Annotated in this window: 11 protein-coding genes; 8 read left to right on the top strand and 3 right to left on the bottom strand. The window is 61.5% G+C overall.

What is annotated here, in order from left to right; all coding sequences use genetic code 11:
- Positions 1–34: 34 nt before the first annotated feature.
- Genes C7T36_RS22470 through mptB form a run of 3 tightly spaced genes read right to left on the bottom strand, consistent with a single transcriptional unit; the run spans position 35 to position 3,584 of the window.
- Positions 35–892, bottom strand: a complete 858-nt coding sequence (locus C7T36_RS22470) for an ABC transporter permease (protein ID WP_080711635.1) — start codon at positions 890–892, stop codon at positions 35–37.
- Positions 889–1,833, bottom strand: coding sequence for an ABC transporter ATP-binding protein (locus C7T36_RS22475; RefSeq protein ID WP_045067702.1), 945 nt, complete (start codon positions 1,831–1,833; stop codon positions 889–891). The genes C7T36_RS22470 and C7T36_RS22475 overlap by 4 nt, the downstream gene beginning before the upstream one ends.
- Complete coding sequence (gene mptB / locus C7T36_RS22480) at positions 1,830–3,584, bottom strand: polyprenol phosphomannose-dependent alpha 1,6 mannosyltransferase MptB (protein ID WP_045067703.1); 1,755 nt, start codon at positions 3,582–3,584, stop codon at positions 1,830–1,832. Before mptB ends, C7T36_RS22475 begins: the two co-directional genes overlap by 4 nt.
- A 210-nt stretch (positions 3,585–3,794) precedes the next feature.
- Between mptB and C7T36_RS22485 the strand changes: the two genes are divergently transcribed.
- From C7T36_RS22485 to C7T36_RS22520, 8 genes are all read left to right on the top strand, one after another.
- Positions 3,795–4,460, top strand: a complete 666-nt coding sequence (locus C7T36_RS22485) for a metalloregulator ArsR/SmtB family transcription factor (protein WP_080711642.1) — start codon at positions 3,795–3,797, stop codon at positions 4,458–4,460.
- Positions 4,461–4,589: 129 nt separating this feature from the next.
- Positions 4,590–6,050 carry a Fe-S cluster assembly protein SufB gene (sufB, locus tag C7T36_RS22490; protein ID WP_033232102.1) on the top strand — a complete coding sequence of 487 codons (1,461 nt, stop codon included), beginning with the start codon at positions 4,590–4,592 and terminating at the stop codon, positions 6,048–6,050.
- Entirely contained in the window at positions 6,050–7,270 is a 1,221-nt protein-coding gene (gene sufD / locus C7T36_RS22495; protein ID WP_045067704.1) for a Fe-S cluster assembly protein SufD, read from the top strand. The genes sufB and sufD overlap by 1 nt, the downstream gene beginning before the upstream one ends.
- A 33-nt stretch (positions 7,271–7,303) precedes the next feature.
- Complete coding sequence (gene sufC / locus C7T36_RS22500; protein ID WP_033232100.1) at positions 7,304–8,119, top strand: Fe-S cluster assembly ATPase SufC; 816 nt, start codon at positions 7,304–7,306, stop codon at positions 8,117–8,119.
- A gap of 5 nt (positions 8,120–8,124) precedes the next feature.
- Complete coding sequence (locus tag C7T36_RS22505; protein WP_045067705.1) at positions 8,125–9,390, top strand: cysteine desulfurase; 1,266 nt, start codon at positions 8,125–8,127, stop codon at positions 9,388–9,390.
- A gap of 3 nt (positions 9,391–9,393) precedes the next feature.
- Positions 9,394–9,897, top strand: a complete 504-nt coding sequence (gene sufU, locus C7T36_RS22510) for a Fe-S cluster assembly sulfur transfer protein SufU (RefSeq protein WP_033232098.1) — start codon at positions 9,394–9,396, stop codon at positions 9,895–9,897.
- Positions 9,894–10,316, top strand: a complete 423-nt coding sequence (locus C7T36_RS22515) for a metal-sulfur cluster assembly factor (RefSeq protein ID WP_033232097.1) — start codon at positions 9,894–9,896, stop codon at positions 10,314–10,316. Before sufU ends, C7T36_RS22515 begins: the two co-directional genes overlap by 4 nt.
- A 150-nt stretch (positions 10,317–10,466) precedes the next feature.
- The gene (locus tag C7T36_RS22520; RefSeq protein ID WP_045067706.1) at positions 10,467–12,551 is read left to right on the top strand and encodes a condensation domain-containing protein; all 2,085 of its coding nucleotides are present in this window, start codon (positions 10,467–10,469) and stop codon (positions 12,549–12,551) included.
- Positions 12,552–12,800: the final 249 nt, after the last annotated feature.

Below are 12,800 nucleotides of genomic sequence, written 5' to 3' on the forward strand. Positions count from 1 at the left end.
GCGCCGGCTATCCGGAGTGCCTTCCGCGAAATGCTCACGTGAATTTGAACCACCGTGCGGCGCAGGCTCCGCCGATCACAGCCCAGACGAGCAGCACGACGATCGAGAACCAGTCCATCGAGGACGCGAGGGCCGAGTCGAGTGCATGGGCCAAGGCGCCGGACGGAACCAGGCGTACCAAGGTGTGCAGCGCGTCGGGGATGTCTTCGCTGATCAGTCCGACACTGCCGATGCCTGCCATCACAAACCACAGGACATTGGCAAGTGCCAGAACGATTTCCGCACGCAATGTGCCGCCGAGGAGCAGTCCGAGTGTGGTGAAGGTAACGGTTCCCAGCGCGATGACCACCGCGCCGATCGCCAGTTCCGTCGGCGTCGGGCGCCAACCAAGCGCCAGGGAGATCAGGCCGAGTATGACCGATTGCAATGCCACGACGATGATGACGGCTGCGCTCTTGCCGGCGATGATTCCCCACCGCGGAAGTGGTGTAGCGCCAAGACGTTTGAGTGCGCCGTATCGGCGGTCGAAGCCCACTGCGATTGCCTGCCCGGTGAATCCGGTGGACATCACCGCCACCATCATGACGCCGGGCAATACTTTGCTGACCCTTGAATCCCCCAGATCGCCCAGGGGCAGGAGGGACAGTCCGATCAGCAGCGTGATGGGAATCAGCATAGTCAGCAGTAACTGCTCGCCGTTGCGCAGCAACAACGTCAATTCGAGCTTGGTCTGAGCCGCCATCATCTTCGCCGCAGAGTTGGGGCGAGGATCGGGGGAGAACGTACCGGGCTCGAAGCGATTGTCAGCCAACCGTCGGTCCCGGGCGCTGTTCGCCGAAGCATTGTTCTGGCTATTCGACACGGCTTTGTTCACGACCTTGTTTCCCGTCATCCCCGCAGATCACGACCCGTCAATTCGAGGAAGACGTCTTCCAAACTACGTTGATCGACGCGAATGTCATTGATCAGGACATTTTGTTCGGCACACCATGTCGCCACCGTCGCCACCGTCGACGGTTCGATCGAGCCTTCGATCAAGTATGTCCCCGGATTGGCTTCGCTCACTCGGAATTCCCCGGCGAGGGACAGTGCAAGTGAATCGACACTCAGTCCGGACATCGTGGTCAGTCGCAATTGACCCTCGGCTCCCTTGCTGGTGACTTCGGCGGGAGTGCCCGATGCGACGATGCGGCCGTGGTCGATGATGACCAGTTCGTCGGCCAGTGCTTCAGCTTCGTCCATGAGGTGAGTGGTCAGGAGAATGCTGACACCGTCGCGGCGCAATGCATCGATCAACTCCCACACGAGGAGACGGGCCTGGGCGTCGAGGCCTGCAGTCGGTTCGTCGAGGAAGACAAGTTCCGGTCGGCTCACCAGTGCACAGGCCAACGACAGGCGTTGTTGCTGGCCACCGGACAACCGTCGATACGGAGTTCGCCGTGCGTCGGTCAATCCGAGCTTGGACAGAAGCCAGGTGGGATCGAGAGGATCAGCGGAGTACGAGGCCACGAGGTCGAGCATTTCGCCGGCTTTGGAGCCGGGGTACGCGCCGCCGCCTTGGAGCATGACGCCGATCCGCGAACGAACTTCACCGGAATCGGCGATCGGGTCCAGTCCGAGTACTCGGACCGTTCCGGAATCAGGGGTGACAAAGCCTTCACACATCTCGACCGTAGTGGTCTTACCAGCGCCGTTGGGGCCGAGAAGGGCAACGACCTGCGCGGTTTCAACGGTGAGATCGATACCGTCGACGGCACGAACACCGTCAAACGATTTGACGACGCCTTCTATCCGCACGGCAGGCGTCGACGATCTTGTTGCACTCGAGGTCACGGAGAATCAGCGTAAGCCCCGGCAGAGTTGCCTTCGTCCACTGGTCTGGTTTTCGTGATTTCCGCTACTGGTTTCTCGCTACGCCAGGGCAGGGAATTCCGGGTGAGGTAGATCAACGCGAAAGCGGTGATGATCGTCGCGACGACCGCTTGGACGATCATGAACGGCAGGTATTCGGCGCCGTTCGACATGAGCATGACGCTCACGATCGACGTGAACACCACGGCAGGGACGCGGAATATCGGAGCGGTTGCCCAGGCTGCGAGCGGGAGTATCGCCCAGAGCAGGTACCACGGTTGCACAACCGGGAAGAGCAGCACGATCGCGCCGAGGGCGATTCCGAGCCCGCCGACGGGATGGAGGCGTCCCATGTAGACGGAGACCATCATTCTGGCCGTGATCAGCACTGCGACCAGATATGCGATCGGGCGGGTGATGGTGAGAATCGCCGTCGTGTGGTCGCCGAGTCCGAGAAGCACTCCGGCCAATCCGGTCCCGACGCCAAGAAGCGTGGGTATCGACATCCAGCTTCGCACGGCTGTTGCGGTGTTGAGCGTGTTGATCCAACCCATACCCAAGCCACTGGCGACGCTGATGACGCCGATCACGACAACGGTCACGCCGGCGAGCAGCAGCGCCGCCGAGAAGAAGGACTTCCAGGTTCCGCCCCACCGGCGGGCCAACGCCATTCCGACAAAACCGAGTGCAAGCAGGGACGGGATCTTTACGGTCGCCGATAACGCGATCAGGCCGGAACCGGCTATCAACAGAGCAAGCGAGCGACCTCGGATCGGGCCGGCGCCTTCGACCGCGCGCAGCGCCACCTCGATTCCGGCGAGCATGAGACCGAGCATCAGGGCTTCGTTGTGAATGCCGGCAACCAGATGGAACAGCAGGAGGGGATTGGCGGCGCCGAGCCACAGGGAGCTGACCGCAGAGACACCGCACCGCTTGGCCAAGCGGGGCAGTGCCCACACGATCAACGCAACGCCCACCAGAACGAGCAGGCGATGAAGGAAGATTCCGGCAACGATGTTGTCGCCGGTCAGTGAACTGATGCCGCGTCCAAGCCACAGAAAGAACGGTCCGTACGGTGCCGGGGTGTCACGCCAGATCGTCGGAACAGTTCTGGTGAGCACGTGATCGACGCCGAGCGCGGCTTTGGGGCCGATGAGATACGGATCGAGTCCGCGTGCCGCGATCTCACTCTGCGCCAGGTACGAATACACATCGCGACTGAACATCGGCGGTGCGACGGTCAGCGGCAAAATCCACAGCAACAGCGTGCGGTCCAGTTGTGATCTGCTCATGCGGCGCGGCGCGCCGGCGCGAGTTCGCAGATCACCGACGGCAAATCGGCCCAACATGAGCCACGCCAGGACAACCAGAACAGTTCCGGTCATTGTCATCGTCAACGAGACAGTCGGCATTCGTCCGGGGAGACTCAGCACCCGTAGTCCGGCCGTCGGATTCTGGAGTACAGGCTGCGCACCCGCACCGAGTGCGCCAACCGCCATCAACACGGTGCCTGTGGCGCCGAAACGCCTGATTCCGCGAAGCTGAGCGGTCTCCTTCTCGTTCAGGCCGGGGCGCTCGTCCTCGTCGCCGTGCAGCGTCGCCATCACGGATTGCCGGGGCTTGGATCCGAACGGCCGGACACCGAGGGTGGAGAGGACAAGTTGTTTCGGCTTGTCCAGCAGGATCGCGCGGGTCGACTGCGCGGTCGTCTTCTGCGTGGGGGTCTGCGGCACCCAGGAAGCCTAGCGGCTCGTGCGCAGGGCTCGGACAACTGTGAACAATGCGGGCAGTCCGCCTATTCCCAAATGTAATGCAGGTTGCCCTTAGTAGACCTGCGAAAAGAATTCCGTCACACTTGTGTTGTGAAAAGAAATGCGACTCGCACTCAAAGCAAGGAAGCTGCAGGTCAGTCCACTGCAGCTGCCTCGCAGAGTCCTGTCGTAATGCCGGTAGCGGTGGGTGTCGAAGGCCAGACTCGGGCAGCGGTGGTCAAACTGCTCCTCGAAGAAGGGCCCATTACAGCCTCCGAAATCGGCACGCGACTCGGTTTGAGTGCGGCCGGTGTCAGGCGTCACCTCGACGCGTTGATCGAGTCCGGTGAAGCCCGCGCCGCATCCGCGTCGTCGCTCCGTCAGCGTGGACGCGGGCGTCCGGCCAAGCAATTTCAGATCACCGCCACTGGACGTGGGCGTCTCGGTCACGCGTACGACGATCTTGCCGGGGCAGCAATGCGCCAACTCCGCGAAATCGGTGGAGACGCCGCGATCGAGGAATTCGCCAAGCGGCGGGTCCAGGCAATTGTGGGAGATGTCGAACCGGCAGATCCCGCCGACCTCGGCGCCGTTGCGGAGACGGCAGATGCCATCGCCGACGCTTTCAGCGCCGTCGGATTTGCCGCGTCGACCAGGCCGGTGGGTAACGGCGTGCAGATCTGCCAGCACCACTGCCCGGTTTCCCATGTGGCAGAGGAGTTTCCGGAACTGTGTGACGCGGAACAGGAAGCGTTCCGGCAACTGCTCGGCACGCACGTTCAGCGTTTGGCCACCATCGCGAACGGTGACTGCGCCTGCACGACACACGTTCCCCTCGTATCGAACGGGAGTAGATGAAACCTCCCGATCCGCTAGTTCCCAAAGTTTTTCGCTAGTTCTTCACAGTCAGAAATGTTCCTCGCGTCGAATTCAGCCCTCGTCGCGGCGGAGCAGCCGTCAAGTAACAAGACTCCGGAAGGAGCTCGCATGACCGTCACATCAGACCAGGCGACTACCACTGCAGCTGCAGGCACCGAGCCGCTCTCGCAGGAAGAGGCCATCGCTTCCCTCGGTCACTACGGCTACGGCTGGTCCGATTCCGACGTAGCCGGAGCCAGCGCACAGCGCGGACTCTCCGAGGCTGTCGTGCGGGATATTTCCGCGAAGAAGAGCGAGCCGGAGTGGATGCTCGACATCCGCCTCAAGGCTCTGCGCACCTTCGACAAGAAGCCGATGCCGAACTGGGGCAGCGACCTCGAAGGTATCCACTTCGACAACATCAAGTACTTCGTCCGGTCCAGCGAGAAGCAGGCCGAGTCGTGGGAAGACCTGCCCGAGGACATCAAGAACACGTACGACAAGCTCGGCATCCCCGAGGCGGAGAAGCAGCGCCTCGTTGCCGGTGTTGCCGCTCAGTACGAGTCCGAGGTCGTCTACCACTCGATCCGTGAGGATCTCGAGCAGCAGGGCGTCATCTTCCTCGACACCGACACCGGTCTCAAGCAGCACCCGGAGCTGTTCAAGGAGTACTTCGGATCGGTCATCCCGGCCGGCGACAACAAGTTCTCCGCGCTGAACACCGCGGTGTGGTCCGGTGGCTCGTTCATCTACGTTCCGCCGGGAGTCCACGTGGACATCCCGCTGCAGGCGTACTTCCGCATCAACACCGAGAACATGGGTCAGTTCGAGCGCACCCTGATCATCGTCGACGAGAATGCCTCCGTGCACTACGTCGAAGGTTGCACCGCGCCGATCTACAAGTCCGATTCACTGCACTCGGCAGTTGTCGAGATCATCGTGAAGAAGGGCGGCCACTGCCGCTACACAACCATCCAGAACTGGTCCAACAACGTCTACAACCTGGTCACCAAGCGCACCAAGGTCGAAGCCGGCGGATCCATGGAGTGGATCGACGGCAACATCGGTTCCAAGGTCACCATGAAGTACCCGGCCGTATGGCTGATGGGCGAGTACGCCCGCGGTGAAGTTCTCTCCGTCGCATTCTCGGGCGAGGGACAGCACCAGGACACCGGCGCCAAGATGCTCCACCTGGCTCCGCACACGTCGTCCACCATCATCAGCAAGTCCGTCGCCCGTGGCGGTGGACGCGCGTCGTACCGCGGTCTGGTGCAGGTCAACAAGGGTGCCCACGGTTCCAAGTCGACCGTCAAGTGTGACGCTCTGCTTGTCGACCAGATCAGCCGCAGCGACACTTACCCGTACGTCGACATCCGCGAGGACGACGTCACGATGGGCCACGAGGCCACTGTTTCCAAGGTCAGCGACGATCAGCTCTTCTACCTGATGAGCCGTGGTCTGACCGAGGACGAGGCCATGGCCACCATCGTCCGTGGATTCGTCGAGCCCATCGCGAAGGAACTCCCGATGGAGTACGCGCTCGAGCTCAACCGCCTTATCGAACTTCAGATGGAAGGGGCTGTGGGTTAGTGACCACGCCAGAGACCGGTGTCATCGGAGCTGTAGTCGGGGAGAACCCGACCGCTCCTGTAAAGGGTGCAGCCACAGGCTCACCCATCACGAACAAGGGTGAGCAGTTCTCCTCGTTCGACGTCAATGCATTCGAGGTTCCCGGCGGACGTGACGAGATCTGGCGGTTCACCCCGCTGCGTCGTCTGCGCGGATTGCACGACGGCAGTGCCGTTGCCAACGCTCAGATCACGGTCGACGTCGAGGCCGGTAGCGATGTCACCGTCGAGACTGTCGGCCGCGACGACGAGCGCCTCGGCAAGGCCGGCGTCCCTGCCGATCGCATTGCAGCGCAGGCATACTCGAGCTTCGAGTCAGCGACGGTCATTTCGATCGGAGCCGAGATCGAGGTCGAGAAGCCCGTCGTCGTCACGATGACAGGCGCAGGCGCCGACACAGTTGCCTACGGTCACACCCAGATTCGTCTGGCTCAGTTCGCGAAGGCGACCGTTGTCCTCGATCAGCGCGGCAGCGGAACCTTCGCGGAGAACGTCGAATTCGTACTCGGCGACAGTGCGCACCTGACCGTCGTCGCAGTTCAGGATTGGGCCGAGGATGCCGTGCACGTCACGTCGCATCACGCTCGCCTCAGCCGCGATGCAGTTCTTCGCCACACGGCGATCAGCCTTGGCGGCGACCTCGTTCGTCTCTCGGCAACGGTGAAGTACGACGGACCAGGTGGCGACGCCGAACTGCTCGGTGTGTACTTCGCTGACGACGGACAGCACTTGGAACAGCGTCTGCTCGTGGATCACAGCCAGCCCAACTGCAAGTCCAACGTGGTCTACAAGGGCGCACTCCAGGGCGATCCGAATTCGAGCAAGCCTGATGCGCACACCGTGTGGATCGGCGACGTTCTGATTCGTGCGGCAGCCGAGGGAACCGACACCTTCGAACTCAACCGCAACCTCGTCCTCACCGATGGTGCACGCGCCGACTCGGTGCCGAACCTCGAGATCGAGACCGGCGAGATCGTCGGAGCCGGACACGCCAGCGCTACAGGTCGTTTCGACGACGAGCAGTTGTTCTACCTGCGCGCTCGCGGCATCCCGGAGGATCAGGCACGCCGTCTGGTCGTGCGTGGGTTCTTCCACGAGATCATCAACAAGATCGCTGTTCCCGAGGTGCGCGATCGCCTCGAAGCCGCAGTCGAAGCCGAACTCGCAGCAGTCGGCTCCTGACCGCCCTCATACTTCTCATCTTGAAGGAATTTCATGTCTACCAGTGACAACAGCACCACACCGGCCACCTCGGTCCTCGAGGTTCGTGACCTGCACGTCGAGGTTGCCAACAGCGACGCCAACGCCGAGCCCATCCAGATCCTCAAAGGTGTCGACCTGACGGTCCGCTCCGGTGAGACGCACGCGATCATGGGCCCCAACGGCTCGGGCAAGTCGACGCTGTCGTACGCCATCGCAGGTCACCCGAAGTACCAGGTCACTTCCGGTTCCATCACCCTCAACGGTGAGAACGTCCTCGAGATGAGCGTCGACGAGCGCGCTCGCGCCGGCCTGTTCCTGGCGATGCAGTACCCCGTCGAGGTTCCCGGCGTCTCCATGTCCAACTTCCTGCGCACCGCAGCTACCGCAGTGCGCGGCGAAGCCCCCAAGCTTCGCCACTGGGTCAAGGAAGTGAAGGAAGCTCTCAACGAGCTCGAGATCGATCCCGCGTTCATCGAGCGTTCCGTGAACGAAGGTTTCTCCGGCGGCGAGAAGAAGCGCCACGAGATCCTTCAGTTGGGCATGCTCAAGCCGAAGATCGCGATCCTCGACGAGACCGACTCCGGTCTCGACGTCGACGCGCTGCGCACCGTTTCCGAGGGCGTCAACCGCTACAAGGAGCGCGAGAACGGCGGCGTTCTGCTGATCACGCACTACACGCGCATCCTGCGCTACATCGCTCCCGATTTCGTTCACGTCTTTGTCGGTGGCCGCATCGTCGAGTCCGGCGGACCGGAATTGGCCGATGAGCTCGAGACCAACGGCTACGTTCGTTTCACAGCGGACGCTTCAGCAACCCAGGGAGCATAAGCGCGATGACCACCTCGGTGCGCGAGCTCGACGTCACCAGGATTCGGGAAGATTTCCCTATCCTGGGACGTACGGTGCGCGACGGAAAACCTTTGGTGTACTTGGATTCCGGTGCCACGTCGCAACGGCCACTCCAGGTGCTCGACGCCGAGCGGGAATTTCTCACCACGTGCAACGCAGCGGTTCACCGGGGTGCTCATCAGCTGGCCGAAGAGGCTACCGACGCCTACGAGGACGCGCGAGCTTTGATCGCGGAGTTCGTCGGGGCTGATTCCGACGAACTCGTCTTCACCAAGAACGCCACCGAAGCGCTGAACCTGGTGACATACGTTCTCGGTGACGACCGCTTTGATCGGCACGTCGGGCCTGGCGACGAAATCGTCATCACCGAACTCGAGCATCACGCCAATCTTGTTCCGTGGCAGGAACTTGCGCGGCGTACCGGCGCTACGTTGAAGTGGTACGCGGTCACGGACGACGGCCGGATCGATCTCGATTCGCTCGAATTGACCGACGCCGTCAAGGTTGTTGCCTTCACTCATCAGTCCAACGTGACAGGCGCGATCGCGCCCGTCGAGGAATTGGTTCGGCGGGCCCGCGCGGTCGGCGCTCTGGTGGTTCTCGATGCGTGCCAGTCGGTTCCGCATATGGCAGTCGACTTCCATGCACTCGATGTCGACTACGCGGCATTCTCGGGTCACAAGATGCTCGGCCCCACCGGTATCGGTGTTCTGTACGGCAAGGCCGACCTGTTGGCAGCGATGCCTCCGTTCATCACGGGCGGATCGATGATCGAAACCGTCACGATGGAAGCCAGCACGTACGCGCCGGCGCCGCAGCGGTTCGAGGCAGGCACGCAGATGGTCTCGCAGGTAATCGGTCTCGGTGCTGCGGTGCGCTATCTCAGCGATGTCGGAATGGATGCGATTGCCGCACACGAGCATGCGTTGATCGAAGCCGCACTCGCGAAGCTCTCGACAATCGACGGCCTACGCATCGTGGGTCCGCAGACCGCTGAAAACCGCGGCGGCGCAATCTCGTTTGTCGTCGACGGCATCCATGCCCACGATCTCGGTCAGATTCTCGACGACGAGGGTGTAGCCATCCGCGTCGGACACCACTGCGCCTGGCCACTGCACCGCCGCCTCGGGGTCGCGGCTACGGCCCGTGCGTCGTTTGCCCTCTACAACACCGCTGAGGAAATCGACGTGCTGGTTGCGGCGATCAAGCGTGCCCAGGAATTTTTCGGTGTTGCAGGGGAGTTGAACTGAATCATGCGTATGGAGCAGATGTATCAGGAAGTGATCCTCGATCACTACAAACATCCGCACGGCCGCGGCCTTCGTGAGCCGTTCGGCGCCGAGGTTCATCACGTCAACCCGACCTGTGGCGACGAAGTAACACTGCGCGTGCACATCGCGGACGACGACACCGTCGCTGACGTGTCGTACGACGGTCAGGGCTGTTCGATCAGCCAGGCGTCGACGTCGGTGCTCAACGACCTTGTCATCGGCATGAAGGTCACGGATGCGCTCGAGACCGTGGCAGCTTTCAACGAGATGGTCAGCAGTCGCGGCAAGATCGAGGGCGACGAAGACGTTCTCGGTGACGGCATTGCCTTTGTGGGAGTTTCGAAGTACCCGGCACGTGTGAAGTGCGCGTTGCTCGGATGGATGGCGTTCAAGGATGCAGTTGTCCAGATTGTTGACGGTGGTGCCGTGAATGCTCGAGACAACAGCAGTGATTTGGTCGACACGACTAGAGGACAGGGATCATGACCGAGACACAAGCAACACAGGAGTCCGAGGCCACCGCTCCGGTGAACCCCAATCCCGATTCCACTGCGGAATTCGGTGGCGCGCAGGGTTCCGGAACACTGCCCTCACCGGAACGACTCGACGAACTCGAAGAAGCCATGCGCGACGTTGTCGACCCCGAACTGGGAATCAATGTCGTCGACCTCGGTCTTGTGTACGGGATCTTCGAGGACGACGGCGTTGTCACGATCGACATGACGCTGACGTCGGCGGCGTGCCCGCTGACCGATGTGATCGAGGATCAGGCTCGCGGCGCGTTGGTTCGCAGCGACCTGTGTACCGACATGAAGATCAACTGGGTGTGGCTGCCGCCGTGGGGCCCGGACAAGATCACCGAAGACGGACGCGAACAGCTTCGAGCTTTGGGTTTCACAGTCTGATCCACTGATGCTTTTCCCCTCTGACGCCGGTACCTGACCAAGGTGCCGGCGTTAGGCGTTATGTCCGGTAACGGAGTTATGTGTTCGCGCGATATTTACCAGCGAAGGCATTTTGCTGTTTTCGTACCGAACATCCCAAGGGAGATCCGCGTGAAAGGCAGTTCCGATAGACACCGTGCTCTCGGAACCTCGCGCGATCGCCGGTCGTCTCGTCAGGGTCAACTCACGGTTCTTTCGCCGCAGCAGCAGGAACTTCTCGAGGCGCAGCATTCTCGGCCCGACGTTCCACTGACGGTCAGCCACTACGTGGACGTCGCAGGAAAACTGGACGTCGACACCCTGAAAGCTGCTAGTTCACTCGCCAGCCGTGAATTCGGATGCCGATCACTGCTACCGGCGCAGGGTGTTGTCATGAGTCATGGTGGCAAGCGGGGCGCGAATTCGTTCGACGTGGTAGATCTTCGAACCGAATCGGATCCACACACCGTGGCCCGGAACTGGATGCAGCGCGAATCGGCTCGGCCGATGGACCCGTCGACCGAGCAACTGGCACAGTGGGCCATTCTCGTTCTGGGTGACGAGCACTGCTTGTGGTACGCCCGAGTGCATCGCATCGCGCTCGATGTTGCCGGCTGCCGGTCGATGATGATTCGAGCGGCCGAGATCTACACCGCGGCCGTGCGGAACACGGCTCCGGATTCGCCATATTCGCCTCGTACGGCAGTCGACACCGAGGTCGGCTACCGTGTGTCGAAACGCTGGATCCAGGATCAGAAGTATTGGGACGCAACGCTTGCGGGTGCGCCGACCCGAATGTCGCTGGCGGCTGAAACCGCGACGGCTGTGGCATTGCCCAACGTCCGAACCGGAACTGTGCCGCGACATGTCATTGCCTCTCTCGAAGGCATCGCCGAAGCGGAGAGCGTGAGCCTGTCCACGGTGCTCATTGCGACATTTGCCTTGTATCTCGGGCGCATGACGGGTTCTCGTGATGTAGTTCTTCGAATTCCGACGCCGGCGCCGACGTCGTCGACTGCGCGGGTGGCCGGTGCAAGCGCGTCGAATATCGTGCCGTTGCGCGTCATGCTCGATCCGCACTGCCGAATTGGTGAATTGGTGCGGGCAGTCAAAGTCGAATTGGTGGGTGCGATTCGGCACCGCCGCTACCGCGACCAGCAACCGAATCGCGCACCGGTTCTGGCATTGAATCTGTTTCCATCTGGAATCACGCTTGGCGACGCGCGGGGTGTGCTGCATCTCGAGTCTGCGGGCCCCGTCGAAGATTTGGATGTCACGCTCCAGTCGCACTCCGAAACGAGCGGCATTCAGGTCGATTTTGCAGCGCATCCTGATCTGTATTCCGAGGAAATCCTCACCGAGCACCATCGCAGTTTTTGTGAACTTCTTGCCTTGATCGGTTCCAGCGACGCGGCGACCCTCGTGGCGGATGTCGATCCGCGAGCTGACACGACACCGGATTCAGCTGGGTTGCAGGCCCGTAACTTGGAGTATTGGCGTGAGGCGTTGTCGACACCCGCCCCGACGTTGGGTTTGCTTCCTATGCTCGCAGGTGAGCGTTCCTCGGCGCCGGTCATCATCTCCCCACAGCTGTATCGACAGCTCGAATCGCTGGCAGCATCGATGTGCACCAGCATGTTCGTGTTGTATCACGCGGCCGTCGCAGGATTGCTGCGTCGACGAGGTTCAGTCTCGGAGGTCTCGATCGGGGTCCCGCTTCGAGGGTATGGTGCGCCGCACCCGGACAACTTTGCCTCGATGTACGCCCATCACGTCGTACTTCGTTTGACCATCGACACCGCGGAGAGTTTGACCCGGTTGATCGAGCGGACCGACGATGCAGTTGTCGACGCGCTGATCCACGCGGATATCCGGTTGTCCGCGGTGGCGGCTGCGCTGGGCGAGCGTCGTTCACTCGACTACGGTCCGCTGTTCAGGACACTGGTATTTGCGCAATCGCCGATGGATACGCATCCACGGTTCCGGGCCGTGATGGGCGGGGTGCCAGTCGGATTCGAACTTGCCGACATGCCAGAACTGTACATCTCGCTACCGAGTCAGACGGGTAGTTCCCGAGCCGTCGGCTACGTGAACTGCATTGCTCCGCCGACAGAGGCCCGTGATCTTGCATTCCGGTTTCAGCGGATACTTCGCGCCATGGTCGATGATTCTCGCCTGACGCTCGAGGCCGTGGATCTGGCGCACAAAGACCTGTGACGTTTGGTGCCCTATGGTGAGGGTATCTGACCCGCCAGTTTGTTTACCGCGGGACTTTTCGCCATTATATGCAGGACGATAGTCCTGTTTTGCCGCATTTGTGATCCGCTCTCATATATCTGTGTGGTAACGCCGCGACGGATAGTCACGATGAGATCTCAAGTGGGCAATTTGTCAGCTTTCGGCATTTGCTCCTTTCTTGGCTCGGCCTATTGACTGGTGCGTTTTTGCTCGTGTGTCACGACTATT

Source organism: Rhodococcus sp. AD45-ID, from assembly GCF_003023755.1.
Taxonomy (GTDB): Bacteria; Actinomycetota; Actinomycetes; order Mycobacteriales; family Mycobacteriaceae; genus Rhodococcus_F; species Rhodococcus_F globerula.

Bases quoted from the DNA above. Each gene is read 5' to 3' on its own strand.
- sufU (WP_033232098.1), top strand. From the start codon at position 9,394: ATGCGTATGGAGCAGATGTATCAGGAAGTGATCCTCGATCACTACAAA.
- C7T36_RS22515 (WP_033232097.1), top strand. From the start codon at position 9,894: ATGACCGAGACACAAGCAACACAGGAGTCCGAGGCCACCGCTCCGGTG.
- C7T36_RS22505 (WP_045067705.1), top strand. From the start codon at position 8,125: ATGACCACCTCGGTGCGCGAGCTCGACGTCACCAGGATTCGGGAAGAT.
- sufB (WP_033232102.1), top strand. From the start codon at position 4,590: ATGACCGTCACATCAGACCAGGCGACTACCACTGCAGCTGCAGGCACC.
- C7T36_RS22470 (WP_080711635.1), bottom strand. From the start codon at position 892: ATGACGGGAAACAAGGTCGTGAACAAAGCCGTGTCGAATAGCCAGAAC.
- sufC (WP_033232100.1), top strand. From the start codon at position 7,304: ATGTCTACCAGTGACAACAGCACCACACCGGCCACCTCGGTCCTCGAG.
- C7T36_RS22485 (WP_080711642.1), top strand. From the start codon at position 3,795: ATGCCGGTAGCGGTGGGTGTCGAAGGCCAGACTCGGGCAGCGGTGGTC.